This window comes from Stenotrophomonas sp. SrG (assembly GCF_050031795.1).
GTDB lineage: Bacteria > Pseudomonadota > Gammaproteobacteria > Xanthomonadales > Xanthomonadaceae > Stenotrophomonas > Stenotrophomonas rhizophila_A.
Map to the genome: position 1 here is coordinate 43359 of NZ_JBNBBE010000002.1, position 22397 is coordinate 65755.

Here is a 22397-nt window from a genome sequence, read left to right on the forward strand (position 1 = left end):
AGGAATGGTCGCATTCGACGCCACTGAAGCGCTGACGCCCTGCCGCGATGGACGCGGCATGGGTGCCATTCTGTTCGACCGCGAACGGCTGCGGCAAGCCGAGATGAGCCTGTTCTCCCCGGGCCACTGGGGTGACCGGGCGCGCCCGGTCGGCGATGGTGGACGGGGCGGGGCCTGGTTCGTCGATGCGCCGTTCGGCCATTGCGTGCTGCGCCAGTACCTGCGCGGCGGCATGGCGGCCAAGCTGAGCCACGACCAGTACCTGTGGCGGGGCGCCAACCGCACCCGCAGCTTCGCCGAGTTCCGCCTGATGCGCGCCCTGCGCGCGTTGAAGTTGCCGGTGCCGCGCCCGATCGCCGCGTTCTACATGCGCGAAGGCATGCGCTACCGCGCGGCGATCCTGATGGAACGCCTGGAAGGCGTGCGTTCGCTGGCCGACCGCGCACTGGTGGCCGGGCGGGGCGCGCCCTGGGAAGAGACCGGCCGGCTGATCGCGCGTTTCCACCGCGCCGGGCTGGACCATGCCGATCTCAATGCCCACAACATCCTGTTTGATGCCAACGGCCACGGCTGGTTGATCGATTTCGACCGTGGCGTGCAGCGCATCCCGGCCACCGCCTGGCGCGAGCGGAACCTCAAGCGCCTGCACCGGTCGCTGGTGAAGCTGCGCGGCGAGCGCAGCCACGACGAGGTCGAGAAGGACTTCGCGCGCCTGCGCCGGGCCTACGACCTGGCCTGGAACCGGGGCTACTGATGGACTGGGCACTGCGCTTCATGGGGGTCGGCAACGCGTCGGCCGTGCAGCTGGGTTCGCCGATGGCGGCGATCGAGCGCGGTGGCGAGCCATGGCTGACCATCGACTGCGGCGGCGAGGGGCTTACCGCGTTCCTCGCCCAGTACGGGCGCATGCCCGAGGCGCTGTTCGTCACCCATGTGCACCTGGACCACGTGGCCGGCTTCGAGCGGCTGTTCGTGGATGCCTACTTCTCGCCGCAGCGGCGCGGCCGCATCCGGCTGTACGTACCCGCCACCGTGGTGCCGCTGCTGCACCGGCGCGTGGCCGATTACCCCAACGTGCTGGCCGAAGGTGGCGCCAACTTCTGGGATGCCTTCCAGCTGATCGTGGTGGGCGAAGCGTTCTGGCATGACGGCGTGCGCCTGGAAGTATTCCCGGTCCGCCACCACTGGCCCGAAACCGCCTACGGCCTGCGCCTGCAGGGCGCGCTGGTGTGGAGCGGCGACACCCGCCCGATTCCGGAAATGCTGGCGCGCTACGCCGGCGACAACGAACTGATCGCGCACGACTGCGGCCTGCACGGCAACCCGTCGCACACCGGCGTGGACGATCTCGAACGCGAGTACAGCGCCGAACTGCAGGCGCGGATGATGCTCTACCACTATGCGAGCGAGGCCGACGGCGAAGCGCTGCGCCAGCGGGGGCATCGGGTCGCAATGCCGGGCGAGTGCGTGGCGTTGGCCGAGCCAACGGCTCCCAGGCCCACGGCCTGATCACCCAGACGTGGAATGGACAGCCCAAACGGGTGACGGCCCCGCCGGCTGACCTCGGCGCCCGCGTCGATCGATACCGTTGCTGCCTTCCGGCCCTGGCGGGATTTTCGACCTAGCGTCGCGAGGGGCCGACGGGGCCGCCATAGAGACGTTGCACCGAAGTGCAGTCACCCAGTATAGCGCGGCGTAGCCAAGCGCGGAAGATCCGCAAGTGCGGAAGATCCGCAAGCGCGGTAGACCCGCAGGCGCGGTAGATCCGACTGTTAGTCGGATTCGGCACTTGGCGCACAACCTCCCGAGTAGCAACACGCCGCGCGTGCCCCCGACCCACCCTGACCACCTCGTAACCCCCAACACGCCTTAGACCCCCATCCTGCGCCCCATCCCCTAGAATCGCCCTCACCGTAGAGCGGGACTCTCCCCCGCTGCACGCACCCCAGGAGGAACGGCCTCCCCCATACCGGGCAACAATGACCAGGACGACCTGGCCCCATAAGGAGGGCCACATGGCCTGGATCTATCTGCTTGTTGCTGGTGTTCTGGAAATCGTCTGGGCGTTCTCGATGAAGCAATCCGAGGGCTTCACCCGACTCACCCCGTCGCTCATCACCTTCGCCGCCATGGCTGCCAGCTTCTGGCTGCTCGCCCTGGCCATGCGCACGCTGCCGCTGGGCACCGCCTATACGATCTGGACTGGTATTGGCGCGGTCGGCGCGTTCATCGTCGGCATCGCGTTCCTCGGCGAACAGGTGAGCGCGATGCGCATTGCCGCGGCGGTGCTGATCGTAAGCGGGCTGGTGCTGATGAAGGTGTCGAGCGCGTAACGGCGGAAGGAGACGGCGGGTTCAACCCTGAACCCGCATCTCCCGCCAGGCCGAACGCAGCACCCGCAACGCTGAGCGCAGGAACATCACCAGCAAGGCGGCGGCGATCAGCAGGTCCGGCCAACCCGCGCCGAACGCCCACACCGCGAGCGCGGCCAGCAGCACCGCCACGCCCTCGAAAATGTCATTACGCGAGCATTCCCACGCCGAGGCCATGTTGACGTCGCCGTTGCGGAACGGATTCAGCAACCACAGGCACACGCCATTGGCGGCGAGGTTCAGCGCACCGGCAATGCCCATGCCTTCAAACAGCGGCATGGCCGGGTGGGTGAGCCGCCAGCCGATCTGCACGGCTACGGCAATGGCCGCGCCGAGAATCAGCAGCCCTTTCAACAACGCCACGCGTGCCTTGGCCTGCATCGATGCGCCGACTACGGCCAGACTGATCGCGTAGGTCAGTGCGTCACCCAGGTTGTCCAGGCTGCCGGAGAGCAGGGAGGAGGAATGGCTCCACCAGGCGGCGGCCGCCATCATCACGAAGGTGGCGAGATTGATCGCCAGGACGATGCGCAGAACGCGGCGTTGTTTCGCCTGAAGGGCGGCGACGTCGACGATTTTTCCGCAGCCGCAGCAGTCGGACATGGGGGTAGGGGATCTGAAGGGGGTACCCCATTGTAGAGCCACGCCCTGCGTGGCTTCGCGGTGCTGAACGGAGGGTAGCCACGCAGGGCGCGGCGCTACGGTAAAGGTCGCCATTCCGCCCCATTCGTGCCGAGCAAAGCGGACCCTTGGCTCTGCACGTGGTGGCACCGATTGCTATGAAAAGGTGCAACCAACCGAAACCCCGGCCGCTGCTCTCTGACAGACCGTGCATCTGACCTCTATTGCTGGCTATAATATCGTGCACAATACAATTGGGTGATACCAATGTCCACGCAATCTGAGTCGGTTGGAGCACAGCTGTCGTTCGCCCTGTATGGCGCCTTCAGCCGCGTGGTCCGTCTGCACAAGCCTTTTTTGGAGCCACTTGCGCTCACCTTCCCGCAGTATCTGGTGATCCTGGACTTGCTCGATGGCTCGCCGCGCACGGTTGGCGAGCTTGGCTCCCGGCTGGGAATGGAGACGGGCACCCTCACGCCGTTGCTGAAGCGGCTTCAGGCGGCGGGCTTGGTGACCCGCACCCGGGATGCGAAAGACGAACGGCGTGTGTTGGTCGACCTGACGGTCGCAAGCCGCGCGATTGAGTCACAAGTCCGCGCGGTCAATGGCCAAATCAAGGCTGCCTGTCAGCTGTCCGAGGAGGGTATCAGGGACCTCCACCGCACGCTCGAGGCGCTCGGACACCCTGCATCGAACTGATATTGGATTAAAAGGGCGAACGATCATGAAAATCGGAATCCTCGGCGCCGGAAACATCGGCAAGCAGTTGGCTAACAAACTGGCCGCCGCAGGCCATGACGTAAAGGTTGCACACTCGCGGCTACCTGAGGAGATTCCGGCCGAGGCGGTGGAAACCGGCGCGCGTGCCACTGCTCCAGGGGACGCGATGACTGACATCGACGTCGCGATCCTCTCGATGCCTTACACCGCCTACGAAGACGTGAAACCCTTGATAGCGTCTCTGCCAGACGAGGTGGTGGTGATCGATACCGCCAACTATTTCCCGAACCGGGATGTCGTTATCCCGGAGATCGAGGCGGGGGAGGTCGAAAGCGTGTGGGTTCAAAACCTTCTTGGGCGGCCTGTGACGAAGGCCTGGAACACGATCTTCATGATGTCATTGCGCGAGCGTGGACGGCCCAAGGGTGATCCTCAGCGCGTCGCAGGCCCAGTCTCGGGCGATCGGGTGCGGGATCGTGAAGTAGCCATTGCTCTGATGGACGACACCGGCTTCGATGGATTCGACGCTGGCTCCCTATCCGAATCTTGGCGCCAGCAGCCCAGCGCGCCGGTGTACTGCACCGACCTGACCTACGACGAGGTGGGTCCCGCACTGGCATCTGCGGAGCGAGAGCGCCTTCCCAGGCGCCGCGAACTCACCGCTGCGGTGTTTGCTGAGCGTCAGGACCAATGGACCGCAGAGTCGGTTGCTCGAATCCACCGTGCGCTCAACATGTGAGCCCCTGCCTGCACGCGGCGTCAAGGAGGGCCGAACGCGCAGGTGGGGACATAGAGGAAGCAAACAATGAAGATCGGCGTTCTTGGAACTGGATTCATGGGCAAGCAGCTTGCCCGCAAGCTCGCTGCGGCCGGGCATCAGGTGAATGCCGCCAACTCTCGTGGCCCAGGCACCATTGATGATGACGTGCTCAGCACGGGTGCTGTAGCGGCGACCGTGGAAGACGCGGTGCACAACGCTGACGCCGTCGTCTTGGCCATGCCTCACCCGGGACACGAGAAGATTCGAGCGCTTATTTCGTCCCTTCCCGAGGACGTGGTGGTGATTGACATCTCCAACTACTTCCCTGGACGCGACCCTGTCAATCCAGAGCTGGAAGCTGGCAAAGCCGAAACCGAGTGGGTCCAAGAGTATTTTGGGCGACCCATAGCCAAGGCTTGGAACAACATCGGAATGGTGTCGTTCGAGATGAAAGGCTTGCCGGCAGGGGCACCAGGGCGTGTAGCGTTGCCCGTCGCCGGCGACCGGCCCCAGGATCGTGAGGTTGCTATGGCGCTGGTGCAGGACACCGGCTTCGATGCGTTCGACGCGGGCCCGCTTTCGGGCTCCTGGCGGCAGCAGCCGGGGTCTCCGGTTTACATCACCGACCTGAGCTACGAAGAGCTTGGTCCGGCGTTGTCATCGGCCGAGCGCGAGCGCCTGCCACGTAGACGCGACCTTTCTGCCCAAGTGTTCGCCGAAAGGGTGGGGGGGCGTGCGTCCCCCGACGCGGAGACAGTCGTCAGGATCGCCCGGGCATTGTTCATGTGAGCAGCACGCGAGATGCCGAAATCCGCTTCGGCACGCCCGTCGAAGACGAAGAAAGAGAGGAGACATCTGCAATGGCGTGGCGCTTGATGCATTGGGCGGTCAGGGGTAGAACTTCCTCGGGTCAGCCAGCGGTGCTTTGAACTGTCCAGCCCTGTAGGTGGGAAAAACAAGATGGTGTGGGATGCGCATCGTGAGATGTGTCCCGAGTTGTGTCCCGCCGAGGGCCACCCCAGAAAAGCAAAAACCCCTGCGTAAACAGGGGTTTGCTGAATCTGGCGGAGAGAGGGGGATTCGAACCCCCGAAGCGCGGTTTAGACGCTTACACACTTTCCAGGCGTGCTCCTTCAACCACTCGGACACCTCTCCGGACCTGCTGCATTGACGCTGCAGGGGCGCAGATTCTAGCCGGGGAATGCGATTGGCACAAGCACCACGATCACCCGGCTGGTGGGCTGGACAGGCGTGGCACAATGGACGTCCCGATGAAGACGGTGGCCTGATGTCCTATCTCGTCCTTGCCCGCAAGTGGCGTCCGAAGCGTTTTGCCGAGCTGGTAGGCCAGGAACACGTGGTCCGTGCGCTCAGCAATGCGCTGGACAGCGGCCGGGTGCACCATGCATTCCTGTTTACCGGCACCCGAGGGGTCGGCAAGACCACCATCGCGCGCATTTTCGCCAAATCGCTGAATTGCGAGCAGGGCACCAGCGCCGATCCCTGTGGCCAGTGCCCGGCCTGCCTGGATATCGATTCCGGGCGCTACATCGACCTGCTGGAAATCGATGCCGCGTCCAACACCGGCGTGGATGATGTCCGCGAGGTGATCGAGAACGCCCAGTACATGCCCTCGCGCGGCAAGTACAAGGTCTACCTGATCGACGAAGTGCACATGCTGTCCAAGGCGGCGTTCAATGCGCTGCTGAAGACGCTGGAAGAACCGCCGGAACACGTGAAGTTCCTGCTGGCCACCACCGACCCGCAGAAGCTGCCGGTCACGGTGCTGTCGCGCTGCCTGCAGTTCAACCTCAAGCGGCTTGACGAGGACCAGATCCAGGGCCAGATGACCCGCATCCTGGCCGCCGAAGAAATCGAATCGGACCCGACTGCGATCGTGCAGCTGGCCAAGGCCGCCGACGGCAGCCTGCGTGATGGCCTGTCGCTGCTCGACCAGGCCATCGCCTATGCCGGTGGCGCGCTCCGCGAAGACGTGGTGCGCACCATGCTGGGCACCGTGGACCGCACCCAGGTGGCGGCCATGCTCGAGGCCCTGGCCGACGGCGATGGCGTGCGCCTGCTGCAGGTGGTGGCCGCGCTGGCCGAATTCTCGCCCGACTGGAGCGGCGTGCTGGAAGCGCTGGCCGAAGCCCTGCACCGCATCCAGGTGCAGCAGCTGGTGCCCGGCGCCCAGGCCGACGGCGACGGCATCGATGCCGCCGCCTTCGCCCAGCGCCTGCGCCCGGAAGTGGTGCAGCTCTGGTACCAGATGGCACTCAGTGGCCGCCGCGACCTGCACCTGGCGCCCAGCCCGCGCGCCGGCTTTGAAATGGCCGTGCTGCGCATGTTGGCGTTCCGCCCGGCCGCTGCGGTGCCGCCGGTGCCGCGTGACCCGGGCACCGGGACCGAGGTGGGAAGCGGTTCGCGCGGTGCCGCGCAGGGTGGCATGGCCGCCGCGCCGGCCGCCGTGGCCGCGCCCGTCGCCGCGCCTGTGGCCGCTTCGGCACCGGCGGCCCCTGCGGCGCCCGTGGTCGCCCCGGCCGCGCCGAAACCGACGCCTGCGCCGGCAGCGGAACCCGCCGCCGAAGACGACCTGCCGCCGTGGCACCAGGCCGGCAGCGACGAGCGTGATGAAGCGTTGGCGGTGGAACTGGCCAGCCCCGACGCCGCCATGGCCGCGCCGTGGGAAGCCCCGCCGGTACGCGCGCCCGCGCCCGTCCAGGCGGTGGCACCCGCGCCGCGCCCGCAGGGCATCGCCATCAGCCCGTCGCCGGCGTCCGGCAACGCCGGTCCGGTCGCGCTGGCCTCGGCTGAAACCTGGCTGGAACTGGTCGCCCAGAGCCAGCTGAATGGTCCGTCGCGGCAGTTGGCCGCACATGCGGCCTTCATCGGGTTCCAGCACGGCGTCTTGAAACTGGCCGTATCGCCCGGATTTGAGTACCTGTGTTCGGACCGTTCGCTGGCGGCCCTGACCGAGGCCCTGTCGGGCCCGCTCGGGATGACCCCGAAGATCGTGATCGAACATGGCAACGCCGAGGCCGAAACGCTGCACCAGCGTTCCGACCGCCAGCGTGGCGAACGACAGCAGGCGGCCGAAACCGCCTTCATGGCCGACCCGTCGGTGCAGCTGCTGATCCAGCAGCATGGCGCCCGGGTCGTGACCGATTCCATCCGTCCTTTTGATGAGTAACACGACATGCGCGGCAACATCGCCCAACTGATGCAGCAGGCCCAGAAGATGCAGGAAAACCTGCAGAAGGCCCAGGAAGAACTCGCCAAGCTGGAAGTCACCGGCACTGCCGGCGGCGGCATGGTCAGCGTGACCCTGACCGGCGCCAAGGAGTGCCGCAAGGTGCGCATCGATCCGTCGATCCTGTCCGATGCGGAAATGACCGAAGACCTGGTCGCAGCCGCCTTCAACGACGCCTCGAACAAGATCGATGCCGAATCCAAGAACCGCATGGGCTCGGCCACGGCCGGCATGCAGCTGCCGCCCGGCATGAAGCTGCCGTTCTAAGCGTGAGCCTACCCCTGCTCGAACAGCTGATCGAGGCCTTCCGGGTACTGCCCGGGGTGGGTCAGAAGACCGCCCAGCGCATGGCCTACCACGTGCTGGAGCGCGAGCGCGAGGGCGGCAATAAGCTGGCCGAGGTCCTGGCCAAGGCGATCGAGCGTATCGGCCATTGCGCGCAGTGCCGCGATTTCAGCGAAACCGAAATCTGCGCGGTGTGCGCCAATGGCAGCCGCGAACGCCAGCAGCTGTGCGCGGTGGAATCGCCGGCCGACCGGCTGGCCATTGAAACCGCCACCGGGTTCCGCGGCGTGTACTTCGTGCTGCAGGGGCGGCTGTCGCCGCTGGACGGCGTCGGCCCGCGCGAACTCGGCCTGGACCAGCTGGAAGCACGGCTGGGGCAGGGCGAGGTGCAGGAGCTGATCATCGCCACCAGCGCCACCGTCGAAGGCGAGGCCACCGCGCATTACCTGGCGCAGCTGGCGCGCGCCCACAAGGTGCGGCCCAGCCGGCTGGCGCAGGGCCTGCCGCTGGGTGGCGAGCTGGAATACGTGGACCGCGGCACGCTCTCGCACGCATTCGGCACCCGTACCGAAGCAACCTGACCACCGGCGTTGCCGGCAACCTTCAAGGTGACCCATGTCTGAAGACACCCTGTTCGGAAAGATCATCCGCCGCGAAATTCCGGCCACCATCGTCTACGAAGATGACGAGGTGCTGGCGTTCAAGGACATCGCGCCGCAGGCCCCGGTGCACGTGCTGTTCATTCCCAAGAACGAAGCCATTCCCACGCTGGATGACGTGCAGCCCTCGCAGGCGCACCTAATCGGCAAGCTGGCGCTGGCGGCGGCAGCGTACGCACGCCGCGAGGGCTTCGCGCAGGATGGCTACCGCATCGTCATGAACTGCCGCGAGCACGCAGGGCAGACGGTGTTCCATATCCATCTGCACCTGTTGGCCGGCGCGCCGTTGGGGCACTTCGGTACGCCGAGTGCATGAAAAAAAATCGCCCCGAAGGGCGATTTTTTTTTACCACCAACCCCAACCGCGGTAGCCCCAGCCGGGACCCCAACCCGGGCCCCACGGGCCATACGGATAGACCGGCACCACATCCACCTGGCGCTGTTCCGGCCACAGGTAGATCACGTCGGCCTCCAGCTTGGGCAGGCGGTACTCGTAATCGCCGATGCGGGTGTTCTCGTAGCCGGCGATCTTGCCGATGAAGGTCACGTCGCGGCCTTCCTCGAACACGGCCGGATCGTAGAAGCCGGCACGGCAGGCCACGAAGCGGCCATCGCTGGCGTCATTGGAGCTGGTGTTCGGGCGGCCGCTGCCATTGAGCGGGCGCGACAGCAGCTGGAAGCAGGTCTGGCCCTGGCCCGGGGTGGTTTCGATGATGCGGCCGCCCCAGCGGACCGGCGTGCCCACCTGCTGGGTGGCGACCGAATCGCGCGGGCTGACCACGCTGAACTGCCCCTGCAGCGGTTTGGGGGCCGTGGCACAGGCGGCCAGCGCCAGCGACGCGGCAAGGGGAAGCAGGATCTTGACGTTCATGAGGTTGCTCCGGTGGACGGGCGATGCCTGTGCAGGTCACGCACGAGTGAAGGGTCGAGCTCAGCGCCAGCGTAGCGCGCGTGAACGAAACGCTGGCTGAGCGGAATCAACGCCGGGTCGGGACGTTGCCGGTGGACGCGCTGCGCCCACTCCGTGGCGGTTTCCGCAGGTTCCCGGGCCAGGCCATGCCGCGCGTAACGCCGCCCCAGCCGGTGCCAGGCCCGCAGCAGGGGATCGCGCTCGCGCTCCCCTCGGGCCAGCAGCCATGCCATCCAGCCTAGCGCGCCGCCTGCGAAGGCAATGAAAATGCCAACCAGCTGCGCCGGCTCCAGCTTGTCGATGCCAAGGGGACGCAGCAGCTGCTGCTGGCGGTTGGCGTCGAAGGACAGCACCAGGTCGTTCCAGCCGCGGCGCAGGAAGTCGCCCACCTGGCCCAGCTGCAGCCAGCGGCCTTCCAGGGTGGTGCCGGCGCCGTCGCCCAGGCGGTCTTCCAGCGTGTCATAGATGCGCTCGGGGGCGACCGCAGCGGTCGGGTCCACCCGTACCCAGCCGCGCTGCGGCAGCCACACTTCGGCCCAGGCGTGCGCATCCATGCGCCGCACCACGTAGTAGTTGCCGTAGGGATTGCGCTGGCCGCCGGCAAAGCCGGTCACCACCCGTGCGGGAATGCCGGCGCTGCGCATCAGCACCACGAACGAAGAACTGAAGTGCTGGCAGAAGCCGGCCTGCTGGTCGAACAGGAACTCGTCCACGCTGTGCCGGCCCGGTGCCGGCGTTGAAAGCGTGTAGACGAAGCGCGAGCGGATCCAGTCCAGCGCCCGCGCCACGATGGCGGCATCGTTGCTGCCCGCCTCCTGCCGCCACTGCCGGCCCAATGCCGTCGTGCGCGGGTTGAGGTCGGGCGGCAGCTGCAGCGCCAGCTGCCGCTGGAACGCGCTGAGCGGCTCGGTGTACGCCGCCGCCGGGGCCGACTGCAGCCGCCAACGGGTGAGTGCCGACAGGGTGCGATCGCTGCGCAGGCTGTAGGTGCCATCCAGCGTGGTGCCGGCCGGTGCCTGCAGGGGCAGGTCCAGCGCCACCAGCTGGCGGCGGTCGGTGGGCTCGTAGTCGATCTGGTAGTCCCAGCGCGCCGCGCCGCGGGTCACCGGCGGTGGCGGGCGTCGCTCGCTGTAGGGATCGCGGTCCCAGCGCCGACCGTCGAAGCGGGTCATCACCGGCCCGCGCCAGTAGCGCTGCTCAGGCGGGGGCGCGGCACCGATGAAGCTCACCCGCAGCGCGGTGGCGTCATCGGCCATCAGGTCCAGCCACTCGGAAGGTTCCATGTGGTCGGACAGGCCGGGCTTGCCCACCGCCCGGTCCGGCAGCCCCCACAGCGGCTCGCTCAGTCGCGGGAACAGCCAGAACGCGGCCAGCGCCAGCGGCAGGCCCAGCGCCACCAGCTTGCCCACTCCACGCAGCTGTTCGGCCAACGCGGCGCCGGGCGCATGCCCTTCCGCGCGGGCCAGGCGCTGCAGGGTGAGCAGCGTGGCCAGCGCCGCCAGTACCGCCAGGCCCATGGTCAGCGGGCCCTGGTCGAGCAGGAACGCAGCGAACGGGGCGAACAGCGCAAAGCCCAGCAGGCTGCGCGCATCGCGCAGGCTGCGCAGCTCGCTGGATTTCAGTGCCAGCATCGCCGCCAGCAGCGCACAGCCGGTATCGCGGCCCGGGCGGGCGCCCATCTGCCAGTAGATCGCGGCCAGCATGCCCAGCACCAGCAGCACGCGGACCGGACCGGGCAGCACGCGTTGCCCGGACACCAGTGCGGTGAGCACCGCCGCCACGGCGAACACGCTGGCCAGCAGCGGCGGCAGCTGCAGCAGCAGTGGCACCAGGGCCAGCGCCGCGCTGGCCAGGGTCCAGCGGCGGGCGGCGGGTGACAGCAGCGGGGCGGAAGGGTCAGCCATGCGGCATCAGCGCCAGTGCGCGTTGGCAGAGGTGGTGGTGGCTGCTGCCCTGGCCGGGACCCAGCGGCGGTTGGCCGGGGAGCTGCAGCGTGTAACGGCGGCCTTCGCGTTCGGCCAGGTCGACCCAGCGCGCCAGCCGCGAGATCTTCATTTCCAGCGGCAGCGGACCCATCTGCCGCCAGTCCAGCAGCACGTCCACGCCCAGCGGCCTCTCGTACTCGCGTACCAGCAGCGTGTCGCGGCGTGCGGAGTGCTTCCAGGAAATGCTTCGCTGCGGGTCGCCCGGCCGGTAGGGGCGCAGCTGGTGCAGTTCATCGCCACTGGCATGCACGCGGGTGTGCAGCGGGTCGCCATCGCCCTCGGGCAGCGGCGGTGGCTGCTGCTCGGGCGCGGCGTAGACCAGCAACGGCGTGTCTGGCCACACCCATGACCATGCCCGCACCAGCCCCAGCGGCTGGGTGGTGGAAATGCGGATGCGGTCCACGTCCAGCCAGCCGCGACGCGTGGTGGGCAGCAACAGGTCCACTTCGATCTGGTCGGTATCCACCAGGTGGCCGTAACCCTGGCTGTCGCCCAGCGCCAGCACCAGGCCGCGACGCACGCGGGTATCGGCACGCGACAGGTTGATGCGCAGGCGCAGCGTGGCGCCGGCCACCACCGGTTCGGCCGACACCGCATCGATCTGCAGGCCCGACAACTGCAGGTGCGCGCTGAGCGCGCTGGCAACGGCCACCGTGGCCAGCAGCAGCGCCAGCAGCAACGCCGGGTTGTTGTTGTAGTTCAGCGCGCCCAGCAGCATCGTCCCCAGCAACAGGGCCACGAACAGGCCGAAGCGGGTCGGCAGCACGTAGATGCGGCGGCGGTCCATGCGGCGCGGCAGGCTCTCCGGCTGCCGTGGCCGGGCCATCAATACCAGCCTGCGCCAGCGGTCTCCCCAGCCGCTGCGCACTCAGTCCACCGGAACGGTCTGGAGGATGGCGCGGGCCAGCGCCGGTCCGGTGCTGGCCTCGGCTTCGGGCACCAGCCGGTGTCCGGCCACCGCGATGAACAGCGTCTGCACGTCTTCGGGCACCACGTGGGTGCGGCCCAGCAGCAGGGCATGTGCTTTGGCCGCACGCAGCAGCGCCAGCCCCGCGCGCGGCGACAGGCCGACCCGCACGCCGGCGTGCTGGCGGCTGCGCGCCAGCAGTGCCTGTACGTATTGGATCAGCGCTTCGCTGGCATGCACCTGGCTGACCGCCTCGCGCAGGGCACGCACCTGGTTGTCATCCAGGCAGGCGGTGGCCTGTGCGATCAGGTGTCGGCGGTCAGTGCCGCGCAGCAGCTCGCGTTCGGATTCGGGGTTGGGATAGCCCAATGCAAGCCGCAGCAGGAAGCGGTCCAGCTGTGAATCGGGCAGCGGGAACGTGCCCGAAAGATCTACCGGGTTCTGAGTGGCGATCACGAAGAAGGGATCGGGCAGTGGATGGGTCACGCCATCAAGGGTGACCTGCTGCTCGGCCATCGCTTCGAGCAGCGCGCTCTGCGTGCGCGGCGGCGCGCGGTTGATTTCATCGGCCAGCAGCACATGCGTGAAGACCGGGCCGGGATGGAACTGGAACTGGCGACTGGCCGCCTCATAAACCGAGACGCCGAGCACATCGGCGGGCAGCAGGTCCGAGGTGAACTGCACGCGCTGGAAACCCAATCCCAGGCTGGAGGCCAGCGCGTGGGCCAGCGTGGTCTTGCCCAGGCCGGGCAGGTCCTCGATCAGCAGGTGCCCGCCGGAGAGCAGCGCGACGAATGCCAGGCGGACTTCATGGGCCTTGCCCAGCACCAGCCCATTGACCTGGTCCTGCGCGTTGCGCAGGGACTGTCGCAGTTCTTCGGGTAGCATGGCGGGCACGCGGGGCGAAGTATCCATGTTCGTCTCGTGTCGATGATTCCTTCGATTCTATAGAGCAATGCAGGGCGAACAACGCGCACGCACAATTTTTTTGGTGTTGTGGACGCTCATCACGGCCGTCAAGCTCGTGGTGGCCGCGCGTCTGCCCCTGTTCGTGGACGAAGCGTTCTATTGGCAGGAAGGCCAGCACCTGGCCGCCGCCTATTCCGATCTGCCCGGGCTGACCGCCTGGCTGGCGCGCCTGGGCGTGGAGCTGGGCGGCAACCACGTGCTGGCGCTGCGCCTGCCGTTCCTGGCGATCGGCGCGATGCTGCCGTGGATGGTCTCACGCATCGCCACCCGCTGGTTTGGCGCGGTGGCGGGCTGGCAGGCGGGCAGCCTGACCGTGTTGATGCCCCTGTCGGCCACGCTGGGCATGCTGGCCGTGCCCGATGTACCGATGGCGCTGGCGGCGGTGCTGTGCCTGGATGCCGGCGCGCGCCTGCTGCGCAACGTCGATGCGGCGGCGGCGGTGAAGCTGTCGTTGGGGCTGGTGATCGGCGCGCTGAGCCATTACCGCTTCATCGGCGTGATCGTGGTCGGTTTCATTGCCCTGCTGCTGTTGCCGCAGGGGCGGCGCACACTGCGTGATCCGCGCGTGTGGGTCGCGCTGGCGGTGGGCGTGATGGCCTGGCTGCCGCTGCTGGCGTGGAATGCCGATAACCAGGATGCCGGCCTGAAGTTCCAGGTGGTCGAACGCCACCCGTGGGCATTCCAGTGGAGCGGCCTGTGGTTCCTGGTGATCCAGCCGATGCTGGTCACGCCGATCCTGTGCATCGCGATGTGGAAGGTGGCATTGGCCGGCACCCGTTCCGGCGGTGGCGCACGTGCGCAGTGGCGCTACTTCGGCCTGGTCGGTGCGGTGTCCACGCTGGCGATCTTCGCATTGGGCTTCTTCACCGACGTGGAGCGCATCAGCTTCCATTGGCCGTTGCCTGGCTACCTGGCGCTGCTGGTGGCGGTGCCGGTGGTGCTCAATGGCTGGCCGCGCTGGCTCCGCCGCACCGGCTGGTGGCTGGCCGGCGCAGGGCTGGCACTGGCGTTCTCCTATTACCTGGTGGCCTCCAGTCCGGGCCTTCGCGAGCAGCTGGCCGGCGACAAGTATTACCCGCGCAATTTTGCCGGCTGGGCGCCGCTGGCCAATGAGGTGCGCAAGGAGCTGGCGGGCATGCCGCCGGGCACGCGCGTACTGGCCGGCAACTTCAAGGTAGGGGCCGAGCTGGGCTTCCAGCTGCGCGATCCACGCATCGAAGTGCTGCGCCACCCGCTCAACGACAAGCACGGCCGCACCGCGCAGCTCGGCCTGTGGGGCCTGCTGCACGATGGCCAGCGCGATGCGCCGATGCTGCTGGTGCTGTCGCCCAGTGACCAGCGTTACCGCGACCTGCTGGAGCGCTACCACGACATCTGCGCGCAGGTGGGGCCGTTGCCGCCGCCGCGCGTGGTCAGCCAGGACCATGGCTACCAGCGCTTCCTGCTGTTCAAGCTGCCTGCGCAGCGCATCGATGGCCCCTGCGTGACCCCGGCCATGGCCTGGGTGGATGCGCCCCTGCAGGATGAGAAAGTGGCCGAGCGCATGGAAGTGCGCGGGTGGGCGTTCAAGGACGGCGTAGGGCTGTCGCGCGTGGCGCTGTTGATCGATGGCCAGCCGGTAGGCGATGCGGTGTACGGCCGCGCGCGTGACATCACGGCCGCGTGGAAGATCTCCACCGATCCCCAACACCCGCACGTGGCCTTCGATGCCACGCTTGATACCCGCCAGCTCGCGCCGGGCAAGCATTGGCTGGGCATGACGCTGTATGGCAACGATGGCAGCGTGGAGCAGTGGCAGGAACAATCTTTCATCGTTCCGGCACGCTGATCGCCTGGATCGGCGTCAGGGCAGGGTGTAGCCAGCCTGCCGCAGCAGCCCGCCGAGGGCGATCAGCGGCAGGCCGATCAACGCGGTCGGGTCTCGGTTGTCGATCGCCTCGAACAACGTGATGCCCAGTCCCTCGCACTTGAAGCTGCCGGCGCAGTCCAGCGGCTGCTCGGCCGCCACGTAGCGGGCAATCTCGTCCGCGCCCAGTGCCCGGAAGCGGACCTCGGTCAGGTCGCAGGCCTCCAGCATCTGGTCATCGCGGACCAGGCAGATCGCGGTATGGAAGGCCACCGTCTGCCCGGACATGGCCGCCAGCTGCGCGTGCGCCCCGGGCACATCGCCGGGCTTGCCCAGCGGGGCCCCGTTCAGGTCCGCGACCTGGTCCGAGCCGATCACCCACCGCCCCGGGTGGCGGGCGGCCACCTCGGCGGCCTTGGCCCGCGCCAGCCGGACGGCCAGCGCACGCGGCGCTTCGCCCGGCGCCGGGGACTCGTCCACCGCCGGCCGCGCCGTCTCCAGCGGCAGGCCCAGCCGTTCCAGCAGTTCACGGCGGTAACGGGAGGTGGAGGCCAGCAGCAGGGGAAGCATGCGACAATACCGGGGTGACAGGGGTGGGCGGCACTCTACCGCACGCCCTCGTGTCGCGGGTAATTGACAACCGCCGGCGGCATCCTTAACATTCAGCGGCTTATGTCCGCGAACGTGCCCGAATTGCTGGATGCCTGGCGGATGGTCGCAGCACGAAGGTGCTTCGACGGTCAGGTAGAACTGGCAGAAATGACCCGCCTGCAAGGCCTTGTTGCCGATACCGAGGGCAAGTGCACGTTTGCGCTTGAATTCGGCCACGACGACATCCTGCGGGTATCCTATGTGGACCTGACCATCGATACCGCGCTGCCGCTGATCTGTCAGCGCAGCCTGCAGCGCTTCCTGCTGCCGGTGTCGGTCAAGCAGCGGCTCGGCCTGATCCGCAGCGAAGACGAAGAGTCGTCGCTGCCGGAAGAGTACGAGGCGATGCTGGTGCCCGAAGACGGCAGCCTGCGTCCGCTGGACCTGGTCGAGGACGAACTGGTCCTGGCCGTGCCGGTGGTGCCGCTGTCGCCCGAGGGTGAAGCGGTGGACCGGGACTGGGCACCGACCGAAGAAGAACAGAGCAAGGCCAATCCGTTCGCGGCATTGGCGGCGCTGAAGAAACAATAGCAGCCGGATTGTCGTCGGCGGCTGCGGCGAAAGCGAAGACTGTGCTGGGCGCTGGCGTCCTGCGCGACGATACGACGAAGCAAAAACGAACCGAGTTTGGAGCAATCCCATGGCTGTGCAGAAATCCCGTGTTACCCCGTCCCGCCGCGGCCAGCGCCGTTCGCATGACGCCCTGAGCGCCAAGCAGCTGTCCACCGACCCGACCACCGGCGAAGTGCATCTGCGTCATCACATCACTGCTGACGGTTTCTACCGCGGCAAGAAGGTGATCACGACCAAGTCGAACTCGGCCGTCGAAGAAGATTGATCTGTGTGAGGGCCGCTGCCCGGTCGGGCAGCGGCCTTTACCCTTTCTTCCGTTACAGGAAATGCAATGAGCAAGCGGATCTACTCGAGGATCGCGGGCACTGGTAGTTACTTGCCCGAAAAAGTGTTGACCAACCAGGATCTGGAGAAAATGGTCGACACCAGCGATGAGTGGATCCAGACGCGCACCGGTATCCGTGAGCGGCACATCGCCGCCGACACGGAAACCACCAGCGACCTCGGCTACCACGCCGCGGTACGTGCGTTGGAAGCAGCCGGTATCGACGCTTCCCAGCTGGACATGATCGTGGTGGGAACCACCACCCCCGATCTGATCTTCCCGTCCACCGCGTGCCTGATCCAGGCCAAGCTCGGTGCGAGCGGCTGCCCTGCCTTCGACGTCAACGCCGCCTGTTCGGGCTTCGTGTTCGCGCTGGGCGTGGCCGACAAATTCATTCGTTCCGGTGATGCACGCCATGTGCTGGTCATCGGTGCGGAAACCCTGACCCGTATCGTCGACTGGAACGACCGCACCACCTGCGTGCTGTTCGGTGATGGCGCGGGCGCCGTGGTGCTCAAGGCCGACGAAGACACCGGCATCCTGAGCACCCACCTGCATTCGGATGGCAGCAAGAAAGAGCTGCTGTGGAACCCGGTGGGCGTCTCGGCCGGCTTCGGCGAAGGCGAGCAGGCCCGCGGCGCGATCCTGATGAAGGGCAACGACGTGTTCAAGTACGCCGTCAAGGCGCTGGACTCGGTCGTGGATGAAACCCTCGACGCCAATGGCATGACCAAGGCCGACCTGGACTGGCTGATTCCGCACCAGGCCAACCTGCGCATCATCGAAGCCACCGCCAAGCGGCTGGACATGTCGATGGACCAGGTCGTGGTCACCGTGGACAGGCACGGCAACACCTCCTCCGCTTCGGTGCCGATGGCGCTGGACGTGGCGGTGCGCTCGGGCAAGGTGCAGCGCGGCCAGCTGCTGCTGCTGGAAGCCTTCGGCGGCGGCTTCACCTGGGGTTCGGCGCTGCTGCGTTATTAATACGTTAATCGGTTCACACGAAACGGCCCCGATGGGGCCGTTTTGCATTTCTGGAGGTGTGTCATGGTCGAACCCATTGTCATCGACGGCCAGCGCGCCTGGCTGAAGCAGTACGGTGAAAGCAGCCGCGCGGTCGCGCTGGGCCTGCTCAATTTCGTGGCCAACCGCTTCCAGCTGGACGCGCTGCGCCCACCGCCGCACCGCGGCGGTGACGCCGCCCGGGAAACCGAGGCGCGGCGCCTGGCCGAACTGCAGGCGCAGGGGGTGAACGTGCCGCACGTGATCGGCAGCGGCCATGCCTCCCTGGTCCTGGGCGACAACGGCAGCTCCTTCAACACCTGCCTGCGCCAGGCCGACGATGCCGGCCGCGACGCACTGGTGTCGGCGGCGATGGAGGCCATCGTGGCTGCCCATGCCAAGGGCGCCTATTTCGGCCAGCCACTGCCGCGCAACCTGACCTGGGATGGCCGGGCCATCGGCTTCATCGATTTCGAGGAAGATCCGCTGGAAGTGATGGACCTGGCCCAGGCCCAGGCCCGCGACTGGCTGATGTTCGGTTATGGCGTGGCCAAGTACTACGAACACCGCCCCGAGCAGCTGCAGGCGCTGATGGCCGCGGCCATGGATGGCGAAGACGCCCCGGTGCTGGCGCATGCGCACGAGATTTCCGGCCGGCTGCAGCGGCTGGCCCGCTACAGCATGAAGATGGGGCGCTCGGCGCGCGCGCTGGCGCACGCCATCGTGATCGTGCACGGGGCGACCACGCTGGGCATGTTGATGTTGGTGGCGATCTGCTTTGATTTCTTCAGCGATGGCGACCTGGACATTCTGCAGCTGTTTGTTTGAGGGCGTGCCGACCAACGGTCGGCACCTGCCGGGGGCTGGTCAATACGCGCCAGTACAGACGAAGCGCGGTATTCCCCCTTATCATTCGCCGTTCGATTTTTGCAGGCGGAACTCCGCGTGACCGATTCCAATCTCGCTTTCGTGTTCCCCGGCCAGGGCTCGCAGTCGCTGGGCATGCTGGCTGAACTGGCTGAACTGCACCCGCAGGTGCGTGAAGCGTTCACCGAAGCCTCCGATGGCGCCGCCGTGGACCTGTGGGCGCTGTCGCAGGGCGGCCCGGAAGAGATGCTCAACCGCACCGAGTACACCCAGCCGGCCCTGCTGGCTGCCAGCATCGGCGTGTGGCGCGCATGGCAGGCCGTGGGCGGTGCCCAGCCGGCCGTGCTGGCCGGGCACAGCCTGGGCGAGTACACCGCTTTGGTGGCCGCCGGCGCACTGTCGCTGCGTGACGGCGCGCACCTGGTGCGCCTGCGCGGCCAACTGATGCAGGACGCCGCCCCGACCGGCGTGGGCGCCATGGCCGCCGTGCTCGGCGCCGAAGACGCCCTCGTCAAGGAAGTCTGTGAACAGGCCTCCGGCAGCCAGGTGGTGGTGCCGGCCAACTACAACTCGCCCGGCCAGATCGTCATCGGCGGCGATGCCGCTGCCGTCGACCGCGCCTTGGCGCTGCTGGCCGAAAAGGGCGTGCGCAAGGCCGTGAAGCTGGCCGTCAGCGTGCCCTCGCACACCCCGCTCATGCGTGAAGCCGCCAACCGCCTGCAGGAAACGATGGCTGGCCTGGACTGGCGCGTGCCGGCCTTGCCGGTGGTACAGAACGTGGATGCCCGCGTTCACGACGGCATCGATGCCATCCGCACCGCCCTGGTCCAGCAGTTGTACCTGCCGGTGCAGTGGACCGGCTGCGTCGAAGCCCTGGCCGCGCGCGGCGTGACCCGCGTGGCCGAATGCGGCCCCGGCAAGGTGCTCAGCGGCTTGATCAAGCGCATCGACAAGGGCCTGGATGCGCGCACACTGTCCACGCCCGCCGACTTCGAGACGGCCCGCGAGACCTGGGCCGCCTGATGACTTTCGACCGCGTTCGCCACGTGCCAGCCCCCGGGCCGGCGCTGCGGACCGGTCCCGTTCGAGGAAACTGAGCATGAGCAAGCCCCTTCAGGGTGAAATCGCACTGGTGACCGGCGCCAGCCGTGGCATCGGCGCGGCGATCGCCGATGCACTGGCCGCGCAGGGCGCGACCGTGATCGGTACCGCCACCACCGAATCCGGTGCTGCCGCCATCGGCGAGCGCCTGGCTGCCGCAGGCGGCCACGGCCGCGCGCTGAACGTGACCGACCCGGCCGCGCTCGAGGCCGTGCTGGACGGCATTGCCAAGGAATTCGGTGCCATCACCATCCTGGTCAACAACGCCGGCATCACCCGCGACAACCTGCTGCTGCGCATGAAGGACGAGGACTGGCAGGCCATCCTCGACACCAACCTGACCAGCGTCTTCCGCACCTCCAAGGCCGTCATCCGCGGCATGATGAAGGCGCGCAAGGGCCGCATCATCAACATCGCCTCGGTGATCGGCGTGACCGGCAATGCCGGCCAGGCCAATTACGCCGCGGCCAAGGCCGGCATCATCGCCTTCTCCAAGTCGCTGGCCAAGGAAATCGGCTCGCGCGGCATCACGGTCAACGTGGTGGCCCCAGGCTTCATCGATACCGACATGACCAAGGCGTTGCCGGAAGAACAGCGCACCGGCCTGGTCAAGTCGATCGCCCTGGAACGCCTGGGCGAGCCGTCCGACATCGCCAATGCGGTGGCGTTCCTGGCCGGTCCCTCGGCCAGCTACATCACCGGCGAAACCCTCCATGTGAACGGCGGCATGTACATGCCGTAAGCATGTGGTGCAGGGACTGCACCGCAAGTGGTTGATCCAAATGGAGTTTTGCAGCCATGCAAGGCCCCTGCGGTTTCCACTACACTATCCCACGGCCATCGCCATTTGATGGCGTCACTTTTTGAACCACTACTCCATCTGGAGCGATATCCAATGAGCACCATCGAAGAACGCGTCAAGAAAATCGTCGTCGAACAGCTTGGCGTCAAGGAAGAAGAAGTTGTCACCACCGCATCGTTCGTCGATGACCTGGGTGCCGACTCCCTGGACACCGTTGAACTGGTGATGGCGCTGGAAGAAGAATTCGAGTGCGAGATCCCGGACGAAGAAGCCGAGAAGATCAGCACCGTCCAGGCTGCGATCGACTACGTCAAGGCTCACGTCAAGGCGTGATGTCGGGCGGCTTGCGCGCGGTAGTGGTGCTTACCGCCACCGCGTGCAGCAAACCCATGGGGCCGCGCTTGCGGCCCTGTGCTTTTGAGCGTTACACCGCGTCAACCCCGCACTACCCGGGTCAGGAGAATCTGCAATGAAGCGTCGCGTCGTCGTTACCGGCATGGGCATGGTCTCGCCGTTGGGCAATGATCTGGCCACCAGTTGGAAGGGCATCACCGAAGGCCGTTCCGGCATCGGTCCGCTGACCAACGTTTCGCAGGCTTACCTGGACCGTTTCACCACCAAGATTGCAGGTGAGGTCAGGGACTTCGACATCACCGCCGACAACGAACAGTTCGGCAAGTTCCGGGTCAGTGGCAAGGATGCCAAGAAGATGGACCCGTTCATCCATTACGGCCTCGGTGCCGCCTTCATGGCCTTGAACGATTCGGGCCTGGAGATCACCGACGGCAATGCCGAACGCATCGGCGCCATCCTCGGCGCGGGCATCGGCGGCCTGCTGGGCATCGAGGAACAGACCATCGAGTTCCACGAGGGCAAGAAGATCTCGCCCTTCTACGTGCCCAAGACCATCATCAACATGCTGCCCGGGCAGCTGAGCATCATCACCGGGTTGAAGGGCCCGTCGTTCTCGGCGGTGTCGGCCTGCGCCACCTCGAATCATTCCATCGGCACTGCCATGCGCATGATCCAGTACGGCGATGCGGACGTGATGGTGGTGGGCGGCGCCGAGCGCGGCTCCTCGCCGACTGCACTTGGCGGCTTCTGCGCCATGAAGGCGATGAGCACCCGCAACGACGCCCCGGCCGAAGCATCGCGCCCGTGGGACAAGGAACGCGACGGTTTCGTGCTCGGCGACGGCGCCGGCATCCTGATCCTGGAAGAGTACGAACACGCCAAGGCCCGTGGCGCGCGTATCTATGCCGAGCTGGCCGGTTTCGGCGCCAGCTCCGATGCGTACCACATGACCGCCCCGAGCGAGAACGGCGAAGGCGCCGCCCGCTGCATGACCATGGCCCTCAAGGATGCCGGCGTTACCCCGGACCAGGTGGGCTACCTCAACGCGCACGGCACCTCCACGCCGCTGGGCGACCTGGGCGAAACCATGGCCATGAAGACCGCCTTCGGCGACCACGCCTACAAGATGATGGTCAGCTCCACCAAGTCGATGACCGGCCACCTGCTCGGCGCCGCCGGCGGCGTGGAAGCCATCTTCTCGGTGCTGGCGCTGCGCGACAACATCATTCCGCCCACCATCAACCTGCACGAAGCGGGCGAGGGCTGCGACCTGGATTACGTGCCCAACACCGCACGCGAGGCCAAGGTGGATGTGGTGATGTCCAACGGCTTCGGCTTTGGCGGCACCAACGGCACGCTGGTGTTCAAGCGCGTCTGAGCGCGCCACCCAACGTCACCGCACCGGGCCGCCATCTTGGCGGCCTTGGTGTATCTGGCC

25 protein-coding genes, 1 tRNA gene and 1 other RNA gene are annotated in these 22397 nt (G+C 67.0%); 19 read left to right on the top strand and 8 right to left on the bottom strand.

Going from position 1 to position 22397, the window contains the following annotated elements; translation table 11 throughout:
* The first annotated feature begins 4 nt into the window (after positions 1-4).
* Together ACQG3P_RS02040 and ACQG3P_RS02045 are read left to right on the top strand one after the other, a co-directional pair.
* Entirely contained in the window at positions 5-754 is a 750-nt protein-coding gene (locus ACQG3P_RS02040) for a 3-deoxy-D-manno-octulosonic acid kinase (protein ID WP_068849604.1), read from the top strand.
* Entirely contained in the window at positions 754-1509 is a 756-nt protein-coding gene (locus ACQG3P_RS02045; protein ID WP_426804047.1) for an MBL fold metallo-hydrolase, read from the top strand. Before ACQG3P_RS02040 ends, ACQG3P_RS02045 begins: the two co-directional genes overlap by 1 nt.
* 38 nt (positions 1510-1547) lie before the next feature.
* On the opposite strand, the gene ffs is transcribed toward ACQG3P_RS02045, so the two are convergent.
* Positions 1548-1644, bottom strand: an RNA gene (ffs, locus tag ACQG3P_RS02050) — signal recognition particle sRNA small type.
* Positions 1645-2015: 371 nt separating this feature from the next.
* Between ffs and ACQG3P_RS02055 the strand changes: the two genes are divergently transcribed.
* A complete protein-coding gene (locus tag ACQG3P_RS02055) occupies positions 2016-2333 on the top strand; it encodes a DMT family transporter (protein ID WP_426804048.1) in 318 nt (105 codons plus the stop codon).
* Between the two features lie 21 nt (positions 2334-2354).
* On the opposite strand, the gene ACQG3P_RS02060 is transcribed toward ACQG3P_RS02055, so the two are convergent.
* Complete coding sequence (locus ACQG3P_RS02060) at positions 2355-2975, bottom strand: cation transporter (protein ID WP_426804049.1); 621 nt, start codon at positions 2973-2975, stop codon at positions 2355-2357.
* Positions 2976-3260: 285 nt separating this feature from the next.
* Here ACQG3P_RS02060 and ACQG3P_RS02065 point away from each other — a divergent pair, with 285 nt between their 5' ends.
* The 3 genes from ACQG3P_RS02065 to ACQG3P_RS02075 all read left to right on the top strand — a co-directional run bounded on the left by ACQG3P_RS02065 (position 3261) and on the right by ACQG3P_RS02075 (position 5262).
* Entirely contained in the window at positions 3261-3692 is a 432-nt protein-coding gene (locus tag ACQG3P_RS02065; RefSeq protein ID WP_426804050.1) for a MarR family winged helix-turn-helix transcriptional regulator, read from the top strand.
* 25 nt (positions 3693-3717) lie between these two features.
* Positions 3718-4452: an NADPH-dependent F420 reductase gene (locus ACQG3P_RS02070; RefSeq protein WP_426804051.1), complete on the top strand. Its 735-nt coding sequence runs from the start codon at positions 3718-3720 to the stop codon at positions 4450-4452.
* 66 nt (positions 4453-4518) lie between these two features.
* A complete protein-coding gene (locus tag ACQG3P_RS02075; RefSeq protein ID WP_426804052.1) occupies positions 4519-5262 on the top strand; it encodes an NADPH-dependent F420 reductase in 744 nt (247 codons plus the stop codon).
* A gap of 273 nt (positions 5263-5535) precedes the next feature.
* Here ACQG3P_RS02075 and ACQG3P_RS02080 read toward each other — a convergent pair.
* Positions 5536-5628: transfer RNA gene (locus ACQG3P_RS02080), tRNA-Ser, on the bottom strand.
* A 133-nt stretch (positions 5629-5761) separates the two neighbouring features.
* Between ACQG3P_RS02080 and dnaX the strand changes: the two genes are divergently transcribed.
* From dnaX to ACQG3P_RS02100, 4 genes are read left to right on the top strand one after another with little or no spacing between them, the layout of a single operon-like run.
* Positions 5762-7663, top strand: coding sequence for a DNA polymerase III subunit gamma/tau (gene dnaX, locus ACQG3P_RS02085; protein WP_426804053.1), 1902 nt, complete (start codon positions 5762-5764; stop codon positions 7661-7663).
* A 6-nt stretch (positions 7664-7669) separates the two neighbouring features.
* Positions 7670-7990 carry a YbaB/EbfC family nucleoid-associated protein gene (locus ACQG3P_RS02090; RefSeq protein ID WP_068849611.1) on the top strand — a complete coding sequence of 107 codons (321 nt, stop codon included), beginning with the start codon at positions 7670-7672 and terminating at the stop codon, positions 7988-7990.
* 2 nt (positions 7991-7992) lie between these two features.
* Positions 7993-8589, top strand: coding sequence for a recombination mediator RecR (gene recR, locus ACQG3P_RS02095; protein ID WP_426804054.1), 597 nt, complete (start codon positions 7993-7995; stop codon positions 8587-8589).
* Between the two features lie 34 nt (positions 8590-8623).
* Positions 8624-8983, top strand: coding sequence for a histidine triad nucleotide-binding protein (locus ACQG3P_RS02100; RefSeq protein WP_095363679.1), 360 nt, complete (start codon positions 8624-8626; stop codon positions 8981-8983).
* Between the two features lie 30 nt (positions 8984-9013).
* Here ACQG3P_RS02100 and ACQG3P_RS02105 read toward each other — a convergent pair whose 3' ends face one another.
* From ACQG3P_RS02105 to ACQG3P_RS02120, 4 genes are read right to left on the bottom strand one after another with little or no spacing between them, the layout of a single operon-like run.
* Complete coding sequence (locus ACQG3P_RS02105) at positions 9014-9538, bottom strand: Slp family lipoprotein (RefSeq protein ID WP_068849617.1); 525 nt, start codon at positions 9536-9538, stop codon at positions 9014-9016.
* A complete protein-coding gene (locus ACQG3P_RS02110) occupies positions 9535-11481 on the bottom strand; it encodes a transglutaminase TgpA family protein (protein ID WP_426804055.1) in 1947 nt (648 codons plus the stop codon). Before ACQG3P_RS02110 ends, ACQG3P_RS02105 begins: the two co-directional genes overlap by 4 nt.
* On the bottom strand, positions 11474-12388 hold the full coding sequence (locus ACQG3P_RS02115) for a DUF58 domain-containing protein (protein ID WP_426804056.1): 915 nt from the start codon (positions 12386-12388) through the stop codon (positions 11474-11476). Before ACQG3P_RS02115 ends, ACQG3P_RS02110 begins: the two co-directional genes overlap by 8 nt.
* Before the next feature lie 42 nt (positions 12389-12430).
* The gene (locus ACQG3P_RS02120; RefSeq protein ID WP_306989671.1) at positions 12431-13384 is read right to left on the bottom strand and encodes an AAA family ATPase; all 954 of its coding nucleotides are present in this window, start codon (positions 13382-13384) and stop codon (positions 12431-12433) included.
* 40 nt (positions 13385-13424) lie between these two features.
* Between ACQG3P_RS02120 and ACQG3P_RS02125 the strand changes: the two genes are divergently transcribed.
* Positions 13425-15266 carry an ArnT family glycosyltransferase gene (locus tag ACQG3P_RS02125; protein ID WP_426804057.1) on the top strand — a complete coding sequence of 614 codons (1842 nt, stop codon included), beginning with the start codon at positions 13425-13427 and terminating at the stop codon, positions 15264-15266.
* A 15-nt stretch (positions 15267-15281) separates the two neighbouring features.
* Here ACQG3P_RS02125 and ACQG3P_RS02130 read toward each other — a convergent pair whose 3' ends face one another.
* Positions 15282-15854 (bottom strand): Maf family protein, encoded by a 573-nt coding sequence (locus ACQG3P_RS02130; RefSeq protein WP_426804058.1) that lies wholly within the window; start codon positions 15852-15854, stop codon positions 15282-15284.
* Positions 15855-15956: 102 nt separating this feature from the next.
* Here ACQG3P_RS02130 and ACQG3P_RS02135 point away from each other — a divergent pair, with 102 nt between their 5' ends.
* The 8 genes from ACQG3P_RS02135 to fabF all read left to right on the top strand — a co-directional run bounded on the left by ACQG3P_RS02135 (position 15957) and on the right by fabF (position 22337).
* Positions 15957-16466, top strand: a complete 510-nt coding sequence (locus tag ACQG3P_RS02135; RefSeq protein WP_068849627.1) for a YceD family protein — start codon at positions 15957-15959, stop codon at positions 16464-16466.
* Between the two features lie 109 nt (positions 16467-16575).
* Complete coding sequence (gene rpmF, locus ACQG3P_RS02140) at positions 16576-16773, top strand: 50S ribosomal protein L32 (RefSeq protein ID WP_068849629.1); 198 nt, start codon at positions 16576-16578, stop codon at positions 16771-16773.
* Between the two features lie 66 nt (positions 16774-16839).
* Positions 16840-17817: a beta-ketoacyl-ACP synthase III gene (locus ACQG3P_RS02145; RefSeq protein ID WP_068849631.1), complete on the top strand. Its 978-nt coding sequence runs from the start codon at positions 16840-16842 to the stop codon at positions 17815-17817.
* 63 nt (positions 17818-17880) lie between these two features.
* Complete coding sequence (locus tag ACQG3P_RS02150; protein WP_426804059.1) at positions 17881-18663, top strand: serine/threonine protein phosphatase; 783 nt, start codon at positions 17881-17883, stop codon at positions 18661-18663.
* A gap of 117 nt (positions 18664-18780) precedes the next feature.
* On the top strand, positions 18781-19725 hold the full coding sequence (gene fabD / locus ACQG3P_RS02155) for an ACP S-malonyltransferase (protein ID WP_426804060.1): 945 nt from the start codon (positions 18781-18783) through the stop codon (positions 19723-19725).
* A gap of 76 nt (positions 19726-19801) precedes the next feature.
* Positions 19802-20545, top strand: coding sequence for a 3-oxoacyl-ACP reductase FabG (gene fabG / locus ACQG3P_RS02160; RefSeq protein ID WP_184124992.1), 744 nt, complete (start codon positions 19802-19804; stop codon positions 20543-20545).
* A gap of 153 nt (positions 20546-20698) precedes the next feature.
* Positions 20699-20938, top strand: coding sequence for an acyl carrier protein (gene acpP / locus ACQG3P_RS02165; protein ID WP_068849637.1), 240 nt, complete (start codon positions 20699-20701; stop codon positions 20936-20938).
* Between the two features lie 136 nt (positions 20939-21074).
* The gene (fabF, locus tag ACQG3P_RS02170; RefSeq protein WP_426804061.1) at positions 21075-22337 is read left to right on the top strand and encodes a beta-ketoacyl-ACP synthase II; all 1263 of its coding nucleotides are present in this window, start codon (positions 21075-21077) and stop codon (positions 22335-22337) included.
* The last annotated feature ends 60 nt before the right edge of the window (positions 22338-22397 follow it).